The organism is Pseudomonas sp. NFACC56-3 (genome assembly GCF_900100025.1).
Lineage (GTDB): Bacteria > Pseudomonadota > Gammaproteobacteria > Pseudomonadales > Pseudomonadaceae > Aquipseudomonas > Aquipseudomonas fluorescens_AA.
The window spans coordinates 55,128-74,878 of the sequence record NZ_FMTK01000004.1 but is presented as its reverse complement, the minus strand read 5'-3'; the positions used below and the strand labels follow the sequence as shown (position 1 = coordinate 74,878).

19 protein-coding genes and 1 pseudogene are annotated in these 19,751 nt (G+C 62.0%); 11 read left to right on the top strand and 9 right to left on the bottom strand.

The window, feature by feature from the left end; translation table 11 throughout:
* Positions 1–27: 27 nt before the first annotated feature.
* The gene (locus tag BLO80_RS07690; RefSeq protein WP_060740072.1) at positions 28–381 is read right to left on the bottom strand and encodes a RidA family protein; all 354 of its coding nucleotides are present in this window, start codon (positions 379–381) and stop codon (positions 28–30) included.
* Positions 353–1,657: a D-amino acid dehydrogenase gene (gene dadA / locus BLO80_RS07685; protein ID WP_092332884.1), complete on the bottom strand. Its 1,305-nt coding sequence runs from the start codon at positions 1,655–1,657 to the stop codon at positions 353–355. The genes BLO80_RS07690 and dadA overlap by 29 nt, the downstream gene beginning before the upstream one ends.
* A gap of 156 nt (positions 1,658–1,813) precedes the next feature.
* On the opposite strand from dadA, the gene BLO80_RS07680 reads away from it, so the two are divergent.
* Positions 1,814–2,302, top strand: coding sequence for an Lrp/AsnC ligand binding domain-containing protein (locus tag BLO80_RS07680; RefSeq protein ID WP_003206849.1), 489 nt, complete (start codon positions 1,814–1,816; stop codon positions 2,300–2,302).
* Positions 2,303–2,437: 135 nt separating this feature from the next.
* On the opposite strand, the gene BLO80_RS07675 is transcribed toward BLO80_RS07680, so the two are convergent.
* Positions 2,438–2,791 carry a YkgJ family cysteine cluster protein gene (locus BLO80_RS07675; protein ID WP_092332832.1) on the bottom strand — a complete coding sequence of 118 codons (354 nt, stop codon included), beginning with the start codon at positions 2,789–2,791 and terminating at the stop codon, positions 2,438–2,440.
* A gap of 145 nt (positions 2,792–2,936) precedes the next feature.
* Between BLO80_RS07675 and BLO80_RS07670 the strand changes: the two genes are divergently transcribed.
* Positions 2,937–4,250, top strand: a complete 1,314-nt coding sequence (locus BLO80_RS07670) for an NAD(P)/FAD-dependent oxidoreductase (RefSeq protein ID WP_092332834.1) — start codon at positions 2,937–2,939, stop codon at positions 4,248–4,250.
* A 117-nt stretch (positions 4,251–4,367) separates the two neighbouring features.
* Here BLO80_RS07670 and BLO80_RS07665 read toward each other — a convergent pair whose 3' ends face one another.
* Positions 4,368–4,613 (bottom strand): DUF1127 domain-containing protein, encoded by a 246-nt coding sequence (locus BLO80_RS07665; RefSeq protein WP_092332836.1) that lies wholly within the window; start codon positions 4,611–4,613, stop codon positions 4,368–4,370.
* Between the two features lie 179 nt (positions 4,614–4,792).
* On the opposite strand from BLO80_RS07665, the gene BLO80_RS07660 reads away from it, so the two are divergent.
* Complete coding sequence (locus BLO80_RS07660) at positions 4,793–6,226, top strand: aminotransferase-like domain-containing protein (RefSeq protein ID WP_072406068.1); 1,434 nt, start codon at positions 4,793–4,795, stop codon at positions 6,224–6,226.
* Between the two features lie 61 nt (positions 6,227–6,287).
* A complete protein-coding gene (locus BLO80_RS07655) occupies positions 6,288–7,853 on the top strand; it encodes a phospholipase D family protein (RefSeq protein ID WP_092332838.1) in 1,566 nt (521 codons plus the stop codon).
* A gap of 56 nt (positions 7,854–7,909) precedes the next feature.
* Here BLO80_RS07655 and BLO80_RS07650 read toward each other — a convergent pair whose 3' ends face one another.
* Together BLO80_RS07650 and BLO80_RS07645 are read right to left on the bottom strand one after the other, a co-directional pair.
* Complete coding sequence (locus tag BLO80_RS07650; protein ID WP_092332840.1) at positions 7,910–9,052, bottom strand: MFS transporter; 1,143 nt, start codon at positions 9,050–9,052, stop codon at positions 7,910–7,912.
* A gap of 323 nt (positions 9,053–9,375) precedes the next feature.
* Complete coding sequence (locus BLO80_RS07645; protein ID WP_072406074.1) at positions 9,376–10,869, bottom strand: aldehyde dehydrogenase; 1,494 nt, start codon at positions 10,867–10,869, stop codon at positions 9,376–9,378.
* Between the two features lie 234 nt (positions 10,870–11,103).
* On the opposite strand from BLO80_RS07645, the gene BLO80_RS07640 reads away from it, so the two are divergent.
* The gene (locus BLO80_RS07640; protein ID WP_046064464.1) at positions 11,104–11,466 is read left to right on the top strand and encodes a cupin domain-containing protein; all 363 of its coding nucleotides are present in this window, start codon (positions 11,104–11,106) and stop codon (positions 11,464–11,466) included.
* 166 nt (positions 11,467–11,632) lie between these two features.
* A complete protein-coding gene (locus tag BLO80_RS07635; protein ID WP_092332842.1) occupies positions 11,633–11,851 on the top strand; it encodes a peptidase inhibitor in 219 nt (72 codons plus the stop codon).
* Between the two features lie 88 nt (positions 11,852–11,939).
* Here BLO80_RS07635 and rpmG read toward each other — a convergent pair whose 3' ends face one another.
* Both rpmG and rpmB read right to left on the bottom strand, forming a co-directional pair.
* Positions 11,940–12,095: a 50S ribosomal protein L33 gene (gene rpmG, locus BLO80_RS07630; protein ID WP_003177274.1), complete on the bottom strand. Its 156-nt coding sequence runs from the start codon at positions 12,093–12,095 to the stop codon at positions 11,940–11,942.
* Between the two features lie 11 nt (positions 12,096–12,106).
* Complete coding sequence (gene rpmB, locus BLO80_RS07625; RefSeq protein WP_003177273.1) at positions 12,107–12,340, bottom strand: 50S ribosomal protein L28; 234 nt, start codon at positions 12,338–12,340, stop codon at positions 12,107–12,109.
* A 437-nt stretch (positions 12,341–12,777) separates the two neighbouring features.
* Here rpmB and BLO80_RS07620 point away from each other — a divergent pair, with 437 nt between their 5' ends.
* Complete coding sequence (locus BLO80_RS07620) at positions 12,778–14,364, top strand: ABC transporter substrate-binding protein (RefSeq protein WP_092332844.1); 1,587 nt, start codon at positions 12,778–12,780, stop codon at positions 14,362–14,364.
* A 135-nt stretch (positions 14,365–14,499) separates the two neighbouring features.
* Here BLO80_RS07620 and radC read toward each other — a convergent pair whose 3' ends face one another.
* Complete coding sequence (gene radC, locus BLO80_RS07615) at positions 14,500–15,174, bottom strand: RadC family protein (protein WP_092332846.1); 675 nt, start codon at positions 15,172–15,174, stop codon at positions 14,500–14,502.
* Positions 15,175–15,318: 144 nt separating this feature from the next.
* On the opposite strand from radC, the gene coaBC reads away from it, so the two are divergent.
* The 4 genes and pseudogenes from coaBC to argB all read left to right on the top strand — a co-directional run bounded on the left by coaBC (position 15,319) and on the right by argB (position 19,575).
* Positions 15,319–16,527 carry a bifunctional phosphopantothenoylcysteine decarboxylase/phosphopantothenate--cysteine ligase CoaBC gene (gene coaBC / locus BLO80_RS07610; protein ID WP_046064467.1) on the top strand — a complete coding sequence of 403 codons (1,209 nt, stop codon included), beginning with the start codon at positions 15,319–15,321 and terminating at the stop codon, positions 16,525–16,527.
* A gap of 4 nt (positions 16,528–16,531) precedes the next feature.
* Positions 16,532–16,987: a dUTP diphosphatase gene (dut, locus tag BLO80_RS07605; protein WP_053126549.1), complete on the top strand. Its 456-nt coding sequence runs from the start codon at positions 16,532–16,534 to the stop codon at positions 16,985–16,987.
* A 251-nt stretch (positions 16,988–17,238) separates the two neighbouring features.
* Positions 17,239–18,642: pseudogene (locus BLO80_RS07600) on the top strand (phosphomannomutase/phosphoglucomutase); the annotation flags it as partial.
* 27 nt (positions 18,643–18,669) lie between these two features.
* Entirely contained in the window at positions 18,670–19,575 is a 906-nt protein-coding gene (argB, locus tag BLO80_RS07595) for an acetylglutamate kinase (protein ID WP_025216133.1), read from the top strand.
* Positions 19,576–19,751: the final 176 nt, after the last annotated feature.

Genomic DNA, 19,751 nt, shown 5'->3' with positions numbered 1-19,751 from the left:
CCGGGAGAGGGATCGTTTGGGCCGGTATTAAGGCAGCGCAGCCACGACGGACAGCTCCACCAGGATCTGCGGTTCACACAGCTTGGCCTCGACCGTGGCCCGGGCCGGGGCGACGCCTTTGGGCAGCCACTTATCCCAGACGGCGTTCATGCCTGCGAAATGGGCCTCGATGTCCTTCAGGTAGATCGTCACCGATAGCAGCCGCGTCTTGTCGGTCCCCGACAACTCCAGCAAACGCTCGATATTGGCCAGGCACTCGCGGGTCTGCTGTTCAATACCGGCGTTCATGTCGTCGCCGACCTGCCCGGCCAGGTAAACGGTGCCGTTGTGCACGACAACTTGGCTCATGCGGTCATTGGTGAGCTGGCGCTGGATTGACATGTTTTGCAGACTCCTGGGGTTTGCTGCCATAACGGGAAATATCGAGGCCTTCGGCGCTGATCTGCGGCTTTTTCTTCGCCATCAGGTCGGCCAACAGGCGACCGGAACCACAGGCCATGGTCCATCCGAGGGTACCGTGGCCGGTGTTCAGGAACAGATTCTTGAAGGGCGTGGCACCGACGATGGGCGTGCCGTCCGGGGTGGTCGGACGCAAGCCGGTCCAGAAACTCGCCTCGGCCAGATTGCCGCCCTGAGGATAAAGGTCGTTGACGATCATCTCCAGGGTTTCACGCCGACGCGGGTTGAGGGACAGGTCAAAACCGGCGATCTCCGCCATGCCGCCCACCCGGATGCGATTGTCGAAGCGGGTGATCGCGACCTTGTAGGTTTCGTCGAGAATGGTCGAGGTCGGGGCCATCGCCGGGTTGGTGATCGGCACGGTCAGGGAGTAACCCTTGAGCGGATACACCGGCGCACGGATCCCGAGAGGCTTGAGCAATTGCGGCGAATAGCTGCCCAGGGCGAGCACGTAGCGGTCGGCGGTTTCCAGCTTGCCGTCGATCCAGACACCGTTGATGCGGTCGCCAGCGAAGTCCAGGCGCTGGATATCCTGGCCAAAGCGAAATTGCACACCCAGCTTCACGGCCATTTCCGCCAGGCGCGTGGTAAACATCTGACAGTCGCCGGTCTGGTCGTTAGGCAGGCGCAAGGCACCGGCCAGGATGTCAGTGACATTGGCCAGTGCCGGTTCGACCCGGGCGATGCCTTCGCGGTCGAGCACTTCGAAGGGTACGCCGGACTCTTTCAGCACGGCGATGTCTTTTGCCGCGCCATCGAGCTGGGCCTGGGTGCGGAACAACTGTGTAGTCCCCAGACTACGGCCCTCGTAGGCAATGCCGGTTTCGGCGCGCAGCTCGTCGAGGCAGTCACGGCTGTACTCGGACAGGCGCACCATGCGTTCCTTGTTGATGGCATAGCGGCTGGCGGTGCAGTTGCGCAGCATCTGCGCCATCCACAGGTATTGGTCGATGTCGGCAGTGGCCTTGATCGCCAGTGGCGCATGCCGTTGCAGCAGCCACTTGATGGCCTTGAGCGGCACGCCCGGCGCGGCCCATGGCGAGGCATAACCCGGCGACACTTGGCCGGCGTTGGCGAAACTGGTTTCCATGGCAGGTGCTGGCTGACGGTCGACCACCACCACTTCAAACCCGGCACGAGCCAGATAATAAGCACTGACGGTACCGATGACGCCGCTACCCAAGACCAGAACGCGCATGTTGATGCCCTCATCGCGGATGAACCGCTGACGTTTGTTGTACACAGCTTAGATGGGCGCAGTGTAAAAAAGATCAGCCAGTGCTTTTCACTATATAAACACCTATATTTGGCGAGAATTCTCGGCAAAACCCCTTTTCATGGAGGCGCATCACCTGTGCGTACCAACACCCAGACCAAACGCGAGCTGGACAAGATCGACCGCAACATCCTGCGCATTCTCCAGGCGGACGGGCGGATCTCCTTCACCGAGCTGGGGGAAAAGGTCGGCCTGTCCACCACGCCCTGTACCGAGCGGGTCCGGCGCCTGGAGCGCGAGGGCATCATCATGGGCTACAACGCCCGGCTCAATCCGCAGCACTTGAAGGGCAGCCTGCTGGTGTTTGTCGAGATCAGCCTCGACTACAAATCCGGCGACACCTTCGAAGAGTTCCGACGCGCCGTGCTGAAACTGCCTCACGTGCTGGAATGTCATCTGGTGTCAGGGGATTTCGACTACCTGGTGAAAGCACGGATTTCCGAGATGGCGTCGTACCGCAAGCTGCTGGGGGACATCCTGCTCAAGCTGCCCCACGTACGCGAATCCAAGAGCTACATCGTGATGGAAGAAGTGAAGGAAAGCTTGAACCTGCCGATTCCGGATTGAGCCTGGCTCCAGACTGCTTTCGCGAGCAGGCTCGCTCCCAACCAGCTAAGGGATGAGCACGTTCTTGCGAACGAACCGAGATCCATTGTGGGAGCGAGCTTGCTCGCGAAGGCCGCGACTCGCTCCCCATGGCGGCTAGACCAACACCTGCCGGGTGCTGGCCATGTACTCATGAATCTGTTTCTCGACCCGCGGATGAATCAGCTCCACCGGTCGCCGGCCATTGGGACACGGCAAGGTCGCCGTGGTGCCGAACAGCCGGCAGATCAGCGGCCGCTCGTCGTAGACGGTGCAACCGTCGGACCCCAGGTGCACGCAGTCCAAGGCTTCCATGGCCGCGTCCTGTTCGGCGCGGGTCTTGCGGGGCAAGCGGGCCATTTCCTCGGGCGAGGTGGTGACCGGACCGCAGCAGTCATGGCATCCCGGTACGCACTCGAACGAGGGAATCTGCTGGCGTAGCGTGCGGATTTTTTGACTGTTGCAGCTCATCGAGGTGGTTACCGAGAGGGACAAACCGGGATTCTGCCTTAAAGGCCGCATCCCAGACAGAGCCAACCGACCGATGTTGCCCAGGAAGGAATCCCCGGCTTATGCTCCGTAAAATTTCTCAAACACAACAATCAGGATTACGCACATGAACGCCCGTGTTCAGCAACCTGTCCCGAACCACGCGCACGCCGCCTCTTACTACGCCGCCAGCAGCCTGCCGCAACCGGACCATCCGCTGCTGCAGGGTGAGTTGCGGGCGGATGTCTGCGTCGTCGGCGGCGGGTTCTCCGGGTTGAACACGGCGATCGAACTGGCCGAACGCGGCATGAGCGTGGTGCTGCTGGAAGCGCACAGGATCGGCTGGGGGGCCAGCGGGCGCAACGGCGGCCAATTGATCCGTGGCGTCGGTCATGGCCTCGACCAGTTCGCGCCGATCATCGGCACCGACGGCGTGCGCCAGATGAAACTCATGGGGCTTGAGGCCGTGGAAATCGTTCGACAGCGCATCGAGCGTTTTCAAATCCCGTGCGACCTCACCTGGGGTTACTGCGACCTCGCCAACAAACCCAGCGACCTGGAAGGCTTCGCCGAAGACGCCGAAGAATTGCGCAGCCTGGGTTATCGCCACCCGACCCGACTGTTGCAAGCCGACGAAATGCACAGCGTCGTGGGTTCGGATCGCTACGTCGGCGGACTGATCGACATGGGCTCGGGCCATTTGCATCCGTTGAACCTGGCCCTGGGCGAAGCCGCCGCGGCGCAGCAATTGGGGGTCCGGCTGTTCGAACAATCGGCGGTCACGCGCATCGACTATGGCCCTGAAGTGAACGTGCACACCCAACAGGGCTCGGTCCGGGCCAAGACGCTGGTGCTGGGCTGCAATGCCTACCTCAATGGACTCAATCCGCAACTCGGCGGCAAGGTCCTGCCGGCCGGCAGCTACATCATCGCCACCGAACCCTTGAGCCAGGCCCAGGCACAGGCGCTGTTGCCGCAGAACATGGCCGTCTGCGACCAACGGGTCGCACTGGATTACTACCGGCTTTCGGCGGATCGCCGCTTGCTGTTCGGTGGGGCCTGTCACTATTCCGGCCGCGACCCGCAGGACATTGGCGCCTATATGCGTCCGAAAATGCTCAAGGTGTTCCCGCAATTGGCGGATGTGAAAATCGATTATCAATGGGGCGGGATGATTGGCATTGGTGCCAACCGTTTGCCGCAAATCGGCCGGCTCAAGGACCAGCCCAATGTGTATTACGCCCAGGCCTATTCCGGCCATGGGGTGAATGCCACGCACCTGGCCGGCAAACTGTTGGCTGAAGCCATCAGCGGGCAGCACAGCAGCGGTTTCGACCTGTTCGCCCAGGTCCCGCACATGACCTTCCCGGGGGGCAAGCATTTGCGCTCTCCGCTGTTGGCGTTGGGGATGTTGTGGCATCGGTTGAAAGAGTTGGTTTAGTCCCGGATCTGTGGCGAGGGAGCTTGCTCCCGCTCGGTTGCGCAGCGGACCGCAAAAAGAAGGTCTGCTACGCAGCCCAGCGGGAGCAAGCTCCCTCGCCACCGGGCTCTTATTGCTTCAAAGCCGCCAGAACGGTTTGAGCCCCTCCTCCCGCGCCTGCTCCCGACTCAGCCCGACGTCACGCAACTGTTCGGGTGTAAGTTCCAACAAGGCCTTGCGTGTATGCAGACGATGCCAGAACAGGGCCCAGCGGCTCAGGCCGGACGGCGCATTGCGCAATGTCGCGCTGCGCAGCTCCTTCTCCTGCCCTGCCGCCAGTTCCTGACTGTGTAACGTCAGCCGCACATCGCTCAAGCCGTTCATTTTGATCGCTCCTGTTTACTTGGGTAGCCAGAGGTTTCATGATGCGCGGACGGCCAAAATCAATACAGATTCAACCAATTTCTTTTATAAGCATACAGATTCGGTATTTTCCTCACTGAATTGTCATTTTCCAATCCAACTGTATCGGTTGCAGTTGTCCATCTCATCGGGAGTGCACCATGACCCTCTACGTGAACCTCGCCGAACTGCTTGGCACCCGTATCGAACAGGGCTTCTACCGCCCCGGCGACCGGCTGCCGTCTGTGCGGGCATTGAGCACGGAACACGGGGTCAGCTTGAGTACGGTGCAACAGGCCTATCGCGTGCTGGAGGACAGTGGGCTGGCGATGCCGAGACCCAAGTCCGGTTACTTCGTACCCGTGGGTCGCGAATTGCCGGACCTGCCGGTCGTAGGCCGTCCGGCCCAGCGCCCCGTGGATATTTCCCAGTGGGACCAGGTGCTGGAGCTGATACGCGCCGTACCGCGCCCGGATGTGGTGCAACTGGGACGCGGCATGCCGGACATCAACTCGCCGACCATGAAACCGCTGCTGCGCAGCCTGGCGCAGATCAGCCGCCGGCAAGACATGCCCGGCCTGTATTACGACAACATCTACGGCAACCTCGCGCTGCGTGAGCAGATCGCCCGACTGTCGTTGGACTCCGGCTGCCAACTGGGCCCCAACGACCTGATCGTCACCACCGGCTGTCATGAAGCCCTGTCGGTCAGCATCCGCGCCACCTGCGAACAAGGCGATATCGTCGCAGTGGACTCACCCAGCTTTCACGGGGCCATGCAAACCCTCAAGGGCCTGGGCATGAAGGCCTTGGAAATCCCCACCGACCCGCTCACCGGCATCAGCCTCGATGCACTGGAGCTGGCCCTGGAACAATGGCCCATCAAGGCCATACAGTTGACCCCCAGTTGCAATAACCCGCTGGGCTACATCATGCCCGACGCCAATAAACGCGCGCTGCTGAACCTGGCACAGCGCTTCGACGTGGCGATCATCGAAGATGATGTGTATGGGGAATTGGCCTACACATACCCCCGCCCACGCACCATCAAGTCTTTCGATGAAGACGGTCGCGTCCTGCTCTGCAGTTCGTTTTCCAAGACCCTGGCGCCCGGCCTGCGCATTGGCTGGGTCGCGCCAGGCCGTTACCTGGAGCGGGTGCTGCACATGAAATACATCAGCACCGGCTCTACCGCGCCACAGCCGCAGATCGCCATTGCCGAATTTCTCAAGGGCGGGCATTTCGAACCCCATTTGCGGCGGATGCGTACGCAATACCAGCGCAATCGCGACGTGATGATCGACTGGGTCAGCCGCTATTTTCCTACGGGCACCCGTGCCAGTCGCCCACGGGGCAGTTTCATGCTGTGGATCGAATTGCCCGACGGCTTCGACACGCTGAAGCTCAATCGGGCGCTGCTGGACCAAGGCGTGCAGGTCGCCGTCGGCAGTATTTTTTCGGCCTCGGGCAAGTACCGCAATTGCCTGCGGATGAACTACGCTGCCAAGCCAACGGCCCAGATCGAAGAGGCCGTGCGCAAGGTCGGAGCCGCCGCTATCGCGCTGTTGAACGAAACCCAGCGCGACGTCGTCTGAACTTTACCCAGAGAAGCAGCACCCAACAGCCGATCAATGTGAACAAGCGGAACGATCCTACGTGAGATCCAGACCGATCCTGCCTGCGCTACTGTTAGTCGCCTCACTGCTGAGCGGCTGCGCCGGTCTTGATATCACCCGCGAGCCCTCCCAGGCCCTGCCGGCCACCGAATCCTCGTTCGGCCGCTCGGTCCAGGCCCAGGCCGCCGCCCATGAAGGGCGCTCGGGCTTTCGACTGCTGTCGGACAGCACCGAGGCCTTCACCGCCCGGGCCGAGCTGATTCGCCATGCCCAAGGCAGCCTGGATTTGCAGTACTACATCGTCCATGACGGCATCAGCACACGCATGCTGGTGGATGAACTGCTCAAGGCCGCCGACCGGGGTGTGCGCGTGCGGATCCTGCTGGACGACACCACCAGCGATGGCCAGGATCAGATCATCGCCACCCTCGCCGCCCATCCGCAAATCCAGATCCGCCTGTTCAATCCGCTGCACCTGGGACGCGCCACCGGCGTGACTCGCAGCCTCGGGCGCCTGTTCGACCTGTCGTTGCAACACCGCCGGATGCACAACAAGCTGTGGCTGGCGGACAACAGCATGGCCATCGTCGGCGGCCGCAACCTGGGCGATGAGTACTTCGACGCCGAACCCAACCTGAACTTCACCGACATCGACCTGCTCAGTGTCGGTCCGGTGGCCGAACAATTGGGCCACAGCTTCGACCAGTACTGGAACAGCGCCCTGAGCAAACCCATCGAACAGTTCCTGTCCCATCGCCCCACGCCCAAGGATCTGGCCAACAGCCGCCTGCGCCTGCAAGAGTCCCTGGAGCAGACCCACAAGGAAAACCACGCGCTCTACCAGCAGCTGACCGCCTACAAGACCCAACCGCGCCTGGACACCTGGCGAGACCAGTTGATCTGGGCCTGGAACCAGGCGCTATGGGACGCGCCCAGTAAAGTGCTGGCCAAGGACGAACCGGACCCTCAGCTATTGCTGACTACCCAACTGGCCCCCGAGCTGACGGGCGTCAGCAAAGAACTGATCATGATTTCCGCCTACTTCGTCCCCGGCCAGCCAGGCTTGGTGTACCTGACCAGTCGCGCCGACGCCGGCGTGTCGGTGAGCCTGCTGACCAACTCCCTGGAAGCCACCGACGTGCCCGCCGTGCACGGCGGCTATGCACCGTACCGCAAGGCCCTGCTGCAACATGGCGTGCGCCTGTTCGAACTGCGACGACAACCGGGCGACACCGGCGCCAGCCCGCATCTGTTCTACAGCAAATCCTACGGCGAATCGGATTCCAGCCTGCACAGCAAGGCGATCATCTTCGACCAGCAGAAATCCTTCATCGGCTCGTTCAATTTCGACCCGCGCTCCGTGCTGTGGAACACCGAGGTCGGCGTGCTGGTGGACAGCCCGGAACTCGCCGGCCAAGTGCGTGAGCTGGCCTTGCAAGGCATGGCGCCGGCCCTGAGTTATCAGGCCAGGCTGGAAGATGGAACGCTTGTATGGACCACCGAAGACAACGGCAAGATCCACGACCTGGACCGCGAACCGGGCAGTTGGTGGCGCCGGTTCAACGCCTGGTTCGCCACGACTGTCGGGTTGGAGCGGATGCTGTAGGCCTGCACAAACCTGTGGCGGGGGGATCTATGTACCCAGTCAAACAGACAGGGGGCTCAGGCCGTTTGGGTTGCCCCGAACGCCCCCTGGCGCAACAGCAGGATCACCAACCCGAACGCCCCGGCCGCCATGAACAAAGGCAGTGCATGTCCGCTGACCCATTGGCTGCCCGCCCCCGCCACCAATGGGCCAATCAGGCAACCGAGCCCCCACAGCTGCGCGACATGGGCGTTGGCCCGCACCAGCGCATCGTCGCGGTAACGCTCGCCGATCAGGATCAGCGACAGCGTGAACAAGCCGCCCGCGCTGGCACCGAACAGCACCCACAGCGGCCAGATCAACAGGGTATCGATCAACAGCGGAACCGCCAGGCTCGATAACATCAACGCCACCGCGCACCCCGTCAACAGGGCCCGGCGAGACACGCGATCGGCCAGGGCGCCGATGGGCAATTGCAGCAAGGCATCACCGACCACCACGGTGCTGACCATCGCCAGCGCAATGTCGGCCGTGAAACCCTGGCGCAGGCAATACACCGGCAACAACGTGAGGATCATTGCCTCGAACGCAGCGAACAACGAGACCGCCCAGGCAATCGCCGGCAAGCCACGGCAAAACGTCCACAAATCGCCGAACGTGACGTTGCCGGCCTCGCTGCTCGGCGCACCGCTACGGCCCAGCAACAGCAAGGGTGCGACCAACAGCAGGCCGACGCCCACCCAGAACCCGTAGTCATGATCGGTCCCCAGCGCGCCCAGCAGCAGCGGGCCGGACAACTGGCTCAGGGCGTAGCTGCTGCCGTACAGCGCCACCAACCGCCCACGCCATCGTTCAATGACCAGTTGGTTGATCCAGCTCTCACCCAGAATGAACACCAAAGTCAGGACCACGCCAATCATCAGGCGCAGCAGCAACCAGACCGGATAGCTGGGCAGCAGCGCCAGCAACCCGATGGACACCGCACCGCCCCACAGGCACAGGCGCATCAACGCCGCCGTGCCGAACCGCGCCGCCAGTCGGCTCGACACCTTGGCCCCGAGCAACACCCCCGCGGCCGGCATGGCCGCCATCACACCAATAGCGAACGAGCCATAACCCCAGCCCTCCAGGCGCAGCGACACCAACGGCATGCTCACGCCCAGGGCCAAGCCGACGCTCAGGACAGACGCCAGCACGGCGAAATAGGTTGCCCAACGCATTTCCACGCTCCTGTGGACAGTTATCAATCCCAACCATCACCCAAAACATTGTGGGAGCGAGCTTGCTCGCGATGACGGCGCAACATTCAACAACGTCGTCGATTGTCGTACCGCTATCGCGAGCAAGCTCGCTCCCACAGGGGATTTGCGTTGACCGCCAATCTTGCGCCCATCCCCGACCAATGTGGGAGCGGGCTTGCTCGCGAAGGCGGTTTCACACTCAACAGCTAAGTAGACTGACACTCCGCTTTCGCGAGCAAGCCCGCTCCCACAAATGACCTGTGTGGTATGAAAGCCCTGGACAGAGTCCGGGGCCGTCACTGTCAGAGCTTGATCCAGGTCGACTTCAGCTCGGTGTATTTGTCGAACGCATGCAGCGACTTGTCGCGACCGTTGCCCGACTGCTTGAAGCCACCGAACGGTGCGGTCATGTCGCCGCCATCGTACTGGTTGACCCATACGCTGCCGGCACGCAGGGCCTTGGCGGTCAGGTGAGCCTTGGAGATGTCCTTGGTCCATACCGCCGCGGCCAGGCCATATGGCGTGTCGTTGGCGATCTCGATGGCCTGTTCGGCGGTGTCGAAGGCGATAACAGACAATACCGGGCCGAAAATCTCTTCCTGGGCGATTTTCATGGCGTTGCTCACACCATCGAAAATCGTCGGCTCGACGTACGTGCCGCCGGTTTCCTCAAGGATGCGCTTGCCACCGGCCACCAGTTTGGCGCCGTCGCTATGGCCAGCCTCGATGTAGGACAGCACGGTGTTCATCTGCTGGGTATCGACCAGGGCGCCGACGTTGGTGGCCGGGTCCAGGGGGTTGCCCGGCTTCCAGCCCTTGAGGGCTTCGATCACCAGCGGCAGGAAGGTGTCCTTGATGGAGCGCTCCACCAACAGCCGCGAGCCGGCAGTGCAGACTTCGCCCTGGTTGAAGGCGATGGCGCTGGCTGCGGATTCGGCGGCGGCTTGCAGGTCCGGGGCATCGGCGAACACGATATTCGGGCTCTTGCCGCCGGCTTCCAGCCAGATGCGCTTCATGTTGGATTCACCGGAATAGATCATCAGTTGTTTGGCGATCTTGGTGGAACCGGTGAACACCAGCGTATCGACGTCCATATGCAGGGCCAGGGCCTTGCCGACGGTGTGGCCGTAGCCTGGCAACACGTTCAGCACGCCTTTCGGAATGCCGGCCTCGATCGCCAGCGCAGCGATACGGATGGCGGTCAGCGGGGATTTTTCCGACGGCTTGAGCACCACCGAGTTACCGGTGGACAGCGCCGGGCCGAGCTTCCAGCAGGCCATCATCAACGGGAAGTTCCAGGGCACGATAGCCCCCACGACCCCCACCGGCTCACGGGTCACCAGGCCCAGTTGATCGTGCGGGGTGGCTGCCACTTCGTCGTAGAGCTTGTCGATGGCTTCACCGCTCCAGCTCAAGGCCTGGGCCGCGCCAGGCACGTCGATGTTCAGCGAATCGCTGATCGGCTTGCCCATGTCCAGGGTTTCCAGCAGCGCCAACTCCTCGGCATGCTGCTTGAGCAAGCCGGCGAAACGGATCATGGTGGTTTTGCGTTTGCTTGGCGCCAGGCGCGACCAGACGCCGGAGTTGAAGGTGGCACGGGCATTTTCGACGGCACGCTGGGCGTCGGCCACGTCGCAGCTGGCGATCTTGCCCAGCAGGCGGCCATCGACCGGGCTGAGGCATTCGAACGTTTCGCCGGACACCGCATCGGTGTACTCACCGTTGATGAAGGCCCGGCCTTCGATCTTCAGGTCGCGGGCGCGTTGTTCCCAATCGGTACGAGTCAGGGTGGTCATGCGTGTGTCCTCCTCTTATTGAGTACGAACGCCGCGCAATGCGCAGCGCTCAAAAGAATTCTGCCCGGCCAGCCTGTTTTCGGCGCTATTTTCGGCATAGGGCACCCGCCACCCTAAACCAGCGGCTGGTCATGTTTCAATATATTTGACACAACGACGGCAATCGACCTTGCGATGTTCGTTTTAATAAACATAGACTCAAAGCCTTCCAAGCGATCATTGGGGATCAACCGCATGAGCATTCAGGACATCGTCGACTTCAGTCAGGCCAATACCACCGCCGAACGTTATCGCCCGGACCCGGCCAAGGTGTTCAAGGGCGATCCAGAGCAAACCGTGTTCAACCACTACAGCAGCCCCTGTGGACAAATGAACGCTGGCGTATGGGAAGGCGCCGTCGGCCAATGGACGGTCAATTACACCGAACATGAATACTGCGAGATCGTCCAAGGCGTTTCCGTGCTGCGGGACAACGATGGCAACGCCAAGACCCTGAGGGCCGGCGACCGCTTCGTGATCCCGGCCGGGTTCAAGGGCACCTGGGAAGTGCTGGAGCCGTGCCGCAAGATCTACGTGGTGTTCGAGCAGAAGGCCTGAGCCCGACTGAAAAAGCAGCTGACACTCTAGCGCTGGTCAATCACCCGCGAAACAGATGAGACTGCTGGCGGGCGTCACACATTTTATCGTCGCGACGGCTACGCACAGGACGTGCGGTCAGCCCGACGAGTGAGCGCCCCGACCTATCATTTGCAAGGAGGCAAACATGCCCGTCTTACCCGATCAATGCGACCTGGCCATCGCCCAATACACCATCGGCCAAAAATGCACCCCCGAGCTGCTTGAAGAGGTTCGCGCCCTGGCTAACGGGGCTCCCGTACGCGCCACGGGGCCGAAGTATCCTTCAAGCTGGGACCTGCGTCCGCGACGCATCAACCTGCACACCGATGCCAACAGGATCATTGTCAGCATCCACTGCGGTTGATCCCTCTCGTTGCTGACCACGAAACCTGAACAACAAAAAAGGCCCGTATCTCGCGATACGGGCCTTTTTCGTAAGAGGGAAAAATCAATTACTTGATTTTGCCTTCCTTGTAGATCACGTGCTTGCGAACAACCGGATCATATTTCTTGATCTCGATTTTGTCCGGGGTAGTACGCTTGTTCTTGTCGGTAGTGTAGAAGTGACCAGTACCGGCGCTCGAGATCAAACGAATCAATTCACGCATGATTAGCTCCCTTAAACCTTGCCATCGCGACGAAGTTCGGCCAGCACGACACTGATGCCACGCTTGTCGATGATGCGCATGCCCTTGGCAGATACGCGCAGACGCACAAAACGTTTCTCTTCTTCAACCCAGAAGCGGTGATGCTGCAGGTTCGGCAGGAAACGACGACGGGTTTTGTTGTTTGCGTGGGAAATGTTATTCCCAGTCACCGGACCCTTACCGGTAACTTGACAGACTCTCGACATGCCTCAGCCCTCTAAAACCACATGCCCAACCCGGCATGGGTTGGCCGCTTAATCTCTCAGTCATTTGGCGCCAGGCGCCGCGTTTCTTTAAGGGTCTTACCGGCTACACCTACAGTGAAGGAACCGGGCCCCTAGAAAAGAGCGCTGCTTTATACCAGAAAGACCACAGTGCAACAACAGTCGATGTGATTTGTCTTCCTGGAGAAACATCGACTCACCGCCCCGGACGGCTGGGGCAGAGGCTGGCACGGCCCCTGACCGCTCGTCGCTGCACGCAGGTTTTTTTCACGTGCGCCAGGTTCCGGCCACCCATACCGTCGCCGCAGCGTGCCGGAAAATGCAAAAAGGGGATAGTCATTTGGCAGCGAGCCCACTAGGGTAGGCCTTTTCCAGACTGCACTCGCAGATGGGCCTTCGACTTGCACAGGAAACCGACCATGCGCCTCGCTGCCCTACCGTTGTTGCTCGCCCCTCTGCTGATCACCCCGCAGGCCTGGGCCGCCGCCCTGAGCGTCTGCACCGAAGCCAGCCCGGAAGGGTTCGATGTCGTCCAGTACAACTCCCTGACCACCACCAACGCCTCCGCCGACGTGCTGATGAACCGCCTGGTGGATTTCGATACCGCCAGCGGCAAAGTGGTCCCCAGCCTGGCCGAGCGCTGGGAAGTCTCTACCGATGGCCTGACCTACGTGTTCAAGCTGCGGCCACAGGTCAAGTTCCATCACACCGAGTACTTCACGCCGCGCCGCGACCTGACCGCCGAGGACGTGAAGTTCAGCTTCGAGCGCATGCTCGACCCGGCGAACCCGTGGCACAAGGTTGCGCAAAGCGGCTTCCCCCACGCCCAGTCCATGCAATTGCCGGCGCTGATCAAGAAAATCGACGCCCTGGACCCGCTGACCGTGCGGTTCACCCTCGATCACGCCGATTCGACCTTCCTGGCAACGTTGAGCATGGGCTTTGCCTCCATCTATTCGGCCGAATACGCCGATCAACTGATGCAGGCCGGCACGCCGGAAAAACTCAACAACCAGCCGATCGGCACCGGCCCGTTCATCTTCAGCCGGTTCCAGAAGGACGCCTCGATCCGCTACAAGGCCAACGACGCCTATTTCGGCGGCAAGCCCAAAGTGGACCCGCTGGTCTTCGCCATCACGCCGGATGCCAATGTGCGCCTGCAGAAACTGCGCCGCAACGAATGCCAGATCGCCTTGTCGCCCAAGCCGCTGGACGTGCAGGCCGCCCGGCAGGAACCGACCCTGAGCGTGGCCCAGACCGACGCCTTCATGACCGCGTTCGTGGCGATCAACAGCCAGCATCCGCCACTGGACAAGCCTGAGGTGCGACAAGCCATCAACCTGGCCTTCGACAAGGCCAGCTACCTCAAGACCGTCTTCGAAGGCACCGCCGAAGCCGCCAACGGCCCCTACCCGCCCAACACCTGGAGCTACGCCAAAAACCTGCCCGGCTACGCCCATGACCCGGCGAAGGCCCGTGACCTGCTGGCCAAGGCCGGCTTGAAGGAAGGCTTCCAGACCACCATCTGGACCCGCCCTTCCGGCAGCCTGCTCAACCCCAACCCCAGCGTTGGCGCACAGCTGCTGCAATCCGACCTGGCGCAGATCGGCATCCAGGCGGAAATCCGCGTGATCGAATGGGGCGAACTGATCCGCCGCGCCAAGGCCGGCGAACATGACCTGCTGTTCATGGGCTGGGCCGGCGACAACGGCGACCCGGACAACTTCCTCACACCGCAGTTTTCCTGCGCGGCGCTCAAGTCCGGCACCAACTTCGCCCGCTACTGCAACCCGGACCTGGACAAACTGATCAGCGCCGGCAAGACCACCGGCGAACAAGGTGTGCGCGCCAAGCTCTACGAGCAGGCCCAGACCCAGATCCAGCAGCAGGCCCTGTGGCTGCCCCTGGCGCACCCCACCGCCTTCGCACTGACCCGCAAGGATGTGCAGGGTTACGCGGTGAGCCCGTTTGGGCGGCAGGACTACTCCAAGGTGAGCCTCAAGTAACCCGGCCCACAGCAAACCCTGTGGGAGCGAGCTTGCTCGCGATGGCGGCGCATCAGATAGCATCGATGTCGACTGACCGACCGCTATCGCGAGCAAGCTCGCTCCCACAAAGGGCCCCGTATCGTCAGACCGTGCCTACATCCACCCATACTCCGCCATCGACAGCGGCTCCCCGTCGCCAACAATGAAGTGATCGAGCACCCGCACGTCGATCAGCTCCAGGGCCTCCTGGAGCCGCTCGGTGAGCACCCGGTCGGCCTGGCTGGGCTCGGTGTTGCCGGAGGGGTGGTTGTGGCACAGGATCAACGCAGCGGCGTTGTGGGCCAGCGCGCGCTTGACCACCTGCCGGGGATGGACACTGGCGCTGTCGATAGAACCGCGGAACAGCGCCTCGAAGGTCAGCACCTGGTGCTTGGCGTTGAGAAACAGGCAACCGAACACCTCGTGGGGTTCGTGACGCAGCATGGACTTGAGGTATTCACGAACCGCGAACGGGCTTTCCAGCATGGTCTTTTCCCGCGCCCGTTCAGCCAAATGCCGCCGACTCATTTCCTGAGCCGCCTGCAGTTGGGCAAACTTCGCCGGCCCGAGCCCCATGTGATTACTGAATGTGATCTGATCCGCTTCAAGCAGCGCGCGCAGGCTGCCAAATTGAATCAACAGTTGTCGCGCCAGATCCACCGCGCTTTTGCCGGACACGCCGGTTCGTAAAAAAATCGCCAGCAGCTCGGCGTCCGAAAGACTCCCCGCCCCCAGCGCCAATAACCTCTCCCGCGGCCGCTCGGCCGCAGGCCAATCGCGAATACTCATGGCATCTCCCTGATTGTGGGCGCCGCTGTTCCGTAGCGGTCGCTGTGATATCGTAGCCCATCTTTTTTGCAGGCGATTTGCACCCTGGCAGCTGCTGCCAAGGGGTTCGCCTTGCACTGACCACTGAAATCGAAAGGCAGGCCTATGCAGCGGCTGTATCGGAAACGCATCGTTCTGGGCGTCGGCGGCGGCATTGCCGCCTACAAGAGCGCCGAGCTGGTTCGCCGACTCATCGACCAGGGCGCGGAAGTACGGGTCGTCATGACCCGTGGCGGCAGCGAGTTCATTACCCCGCTGACCATGCAAGCCCTGTCCGGACACCCGGTCCACCTGGACTTGCTCGACCCGGCGGCCGAAGCCGCCATGGGCCATATCGAACTGGCCAAGTGGGCCGACCTGGTGCTGATCGCCCCGGCCACGGCTGACCTGATCGCCCGCCTGGCCCAAGGCATTGCCGACGACCTGTTGACCACCCTGGTGCTCGCCACCGACGCCGTGGTCGCCGTCGCACCCGCCATGAACCAGGCCATGTGGCGCGACCCGGCCACCCAGGCCAACCTGCAATTGCTGGAAAGCCGCGCCCTGAAAGTCTTTGGCCCGGCCTCCGGCAGCCAGGCCTGCGGCGATGTCGGCATGGGCCGCATGCTCGAGGCCACGGACCTGGCCCAGTGCGCCGCAGACTGCTTCCAGCGTCAGGCCCTGACCGGCAAGCACGTGCTGATCACCGCCGGGCCGACCCAGGAAAACATCGACCCGGTGCGCTACATCACCAACCACAGCTCCGGGAAAATGGGCTTCGCCCTGGCCGAAGCCGCCGTGGAAGCCGGCGCCCGGGTCACGCTGATCACCGGTCCCGTGCACTTGCCAACCCCGGACCGGGTCACGCGCATCGACGTGGTCAGTGCCCGGGACATGCTCGCGGCCTGTGAAGCGGCCATCCCCTGCGACCTGTTCATCGCCTCGGCTGCGGTAGCGGACTACCGCCCCGAAGTCGTTGCCCCTCAAAAATTGAAGAAAGACCCTGCAAGCGGCGACGGCCTGCTACTGCAAATGGTGCGCAACCCGGACATCCTGGCCAGCATCGCCACCCGCCCCGACCGTCCGTTCAGTGTCGGCTTCGCCGCCGAGACCGAACACCTGCTCGATTACGCCGCCCGCAAGCTCAAGGACAAGAACCTCGACTTGATCGTCGCCAACGACGTCGCCAATCCGAGCATCGGCTTCAACAGCGAAGAAAACGCCTGCAGCGTGATCGACCGCCAGTTGCACGCCACACTTTTCGCCCAGACCAGCAAGAGCAAGATTGCCCGCCAGCTGATCACTTTTATCGCCGAACGTCTGAACCAGGTTTAATGTCATGCACGCCCTACAAGCCAAGATCCTCGACCCACGCATCGGTAGCGAATTCCCGCTGCCGCAATACGCCACACCGGGCTCCGCCGGCCTCGACCTGCGGGCGATGCTCAAGCAGGACACGATCCTGGAACCAGGCCAGACCCTGCTGATCCCTACCGGCCTGTCGGTGTACATCGGCGACCCGGGCCTGGCCGCGCTGATCCTGCCGCGCTCGGGCCTGGGCCATAAGCACGGCATCGTGCTGGGCAACCTGGTGGGCCTGATCGATTCCGACTACCAGGGCGAATTGATGGTCTCGTGCTGGAATCGCGGCCAAACGGCCTTCAACATCGCCGTGGGCGAGCGCATCGCGCAGTTGGTGCTGGTGCCGGTGGTCCAGGCCCACTTCGAACTGGTCGAGGAATTCGACGAGAGCCAACGCGGCGCCGGTGGTTTCGGGCATTCCGGCAGCCATTGACCGCGCGGGCCGGGCTGGGCGTCCTGCCCGGCCCGTTTGTGAAGCTTCCGTTTCAGGACAAAAAATGCGCAATGGCTTTCTGCTAGGTTTCCCATCCGGAATCAATGTATTAGGCGAGGAAGACCGGGGTAACGCTGTCTCATGGCAATTTCCCACCACGAACTCTCTGTCAAAAACGCCGTCATACCCTTCAGCTTGAGCCTGCCGACGCCCAGTGTCGGCCTGTCCAGTCACTTTCCTGATAGAGCGCCCCGCCCATGAACACCCCAGCCGCAATCGCCCCGATCTTCCCTGATAGCATCTTCCGCGCCTACGACATCCGTGGTGTGGTACCGGAAACCCTCACCGCCGAAACCGCCTACTGGATCGGTCGCGCCATTGGCTCCCAGAGCCTGGCCCAGGGTGAACCGAACGTGTGCGTCGGCCGCGACGGCCGCTTGTCGGGCCCCGAGCTGGTCGAACAATTGATCAAGGGCGTTGCCGACAGCGGCTGCCACGTCAGTGACGTGGGCCTGGTGCCGACGCCAGCGCTGTACTACGCCGCCAACGTGCTGGCCGGCAAGTCCGGGGTCATGCTCACCGGCAGCCACAACCCGTCGAACTACAACGGCTTCAAGATCGTCATCGCCGGCGACACCCTCGCCAACGAGCAGATCCAGGCCCTGCACACCCGCCTCAAGACCAACGACCTGAGCAGCGGCCAGGGCAGTGTGACCAAGGTCAACATCCTCGAGCGCTACAACGACGAGATCGTCAAGGACGTGAAGCTCGCCCGACGCCTGAAAGTGGTGGTCGACTGCGGCAACGGTGCGGCCGGCGTGATCGCTCCGCAACTGATCGAAGCCCTGAACTGCGAAGTCATCCCGCTGTTCTGCGACGTGGACGGCAACTTCCCTAACCACCACCCGGACCCGGGCAAACTGGAAAACCTGCAAGACCTGATCACCAAGGTCAAGGAAACCAACGCCGACCTGGGCCTGGCCTTCGACGGCGACGGCGATCGCGTCGGCGTGGTGACCAATACCGGCAGCGTGGTGTTCCCCGACCGCCTGTTGATGCTGTTCGCTCGCGACGTGGTGGCGCGCAATCCGAACGCCGAAATCATCTTCGACGTTAAGTGCACCCGTCGCCTGGTCCCGCTGATCAAGGAATATGGCGGTCGCCCGCTGATGTGGAAAACCGGTCATTCGTTGATCAAGAAGAAAATGAAACAGAGCGGCGCCCTGCTGGCCGGTGAAATGAGCGGCCACATCTTCTTCAAGGAGCGCTGGTTCGGCTTCGACGACGGTATCTACAGCGCCGCGCGCCTGCTGGAGATCCTCAGCAAGGAAAAATCCACGGCCGAAGCACTGTTCGCGACCTTCCCGAACGATATTTCTACGCCGGAAATCAATATCCATGTGACCGAAGAGAGCAAATTCAGCATCATTGATGCACTGCACGACGCCCAGTGGGGCGAAGGCGCCGAACTGACCACCATCGACGGTGTACGGGTCGACTACCCACAAGGCTGGGGCCTGGTTCGCGCGTCCAACACCACCCCGGTGCTGGTGCTGCGTTTCGAGGCCGACAACGAGGCCGAACTGCAGCGCATCAAGGACGTGTTCCACACCCAACTCAAACGTGTTGCACCTGATCTCCAACTACCGTTTTGATTTTTTGAAGCACTACCGGAGCCCTGAATGACCCTCGAACGCGAAGCCGCCGCCAACACCGCCAAGGTCCTGTCCGAAGCGTTGCCTTATATCCGACGCTACGTCGGCAAGACCCTGGTGATCAAATACGGCGGCAACGCGATGGAAAGCGAGGAGCTGAAAACCGGCTTCGCCCGCGACATCGTGCTGATGAAGGCCGTGGGCATCAACCCGGTGGTGGTCCACGGCGGCGGCCCGCAAATCGGCGACCTGCTCAAGCGCCTGTCGATCGAGAGCCACTTCATCGACGGCATGCGCGTGACAGATGCACAGACCATGGATGTGGTGGAAATGGTCCTCGGCGGCCAGGTCAACAAGGACATCGTCAACCTGATCAACCGCCATGGCGGCAGCGCCATTGGCCTGACAGGCAAGGACGCCGAGCTGATCCGGGCGAAGAAACTCACCGTCACCCGCCAGACGCCGGAGATGACCCAGCCGGAAATCATCGACATCGGTCATGTGGGCGAAGTGGTCGGCATCAACACCGACCTGCTGAACCTGCTGGTCAAGGGCGACTTCATCCCGGTGATCGCGCCCATCGGCGTGGGCGCCAACGGCGAGTCGTACAACATCAACGCCGACCTGGTGGCGGGCAAGGTTGCCGAGGCACTGAAGGCTGAAAAGCTGATGCTGCTGACCAACATCGCCGGCCTGATGGACAAGACCGGCAAGGTCCTGACCGGGTTGTCGACCCAGCAGGTCGATGACCTGATCGCCGATGGCACCATCTACGGCGGCATGCTGCCGAAGATTCGTTGCGCGCTGGAAGCGGTGCAGGGCGGCGTCGGCAGCTCGCTGATCATCGACGGCCGGGTGCCGAATGCGATTCTGCTGGAGATCTTCACCGATACGGGTGTGGGTACGTTGATCAGCAATCGCAAGCGTCCTTAAGCGATACCGGTAAAAAAGACCCCGCTCAACCTGGTTGAGCGGGGTCTTTTTTTGGCACTGATTACCAGTGAAGGGGCAGACTTATGTGGGAGCGGGCTTGCTCGCGAAAGCGGTGGGTCAGACAAACACAATGTCGGATGTGCCGCCGCATTCGCGAGCAAGCCCGCTCCCACAGG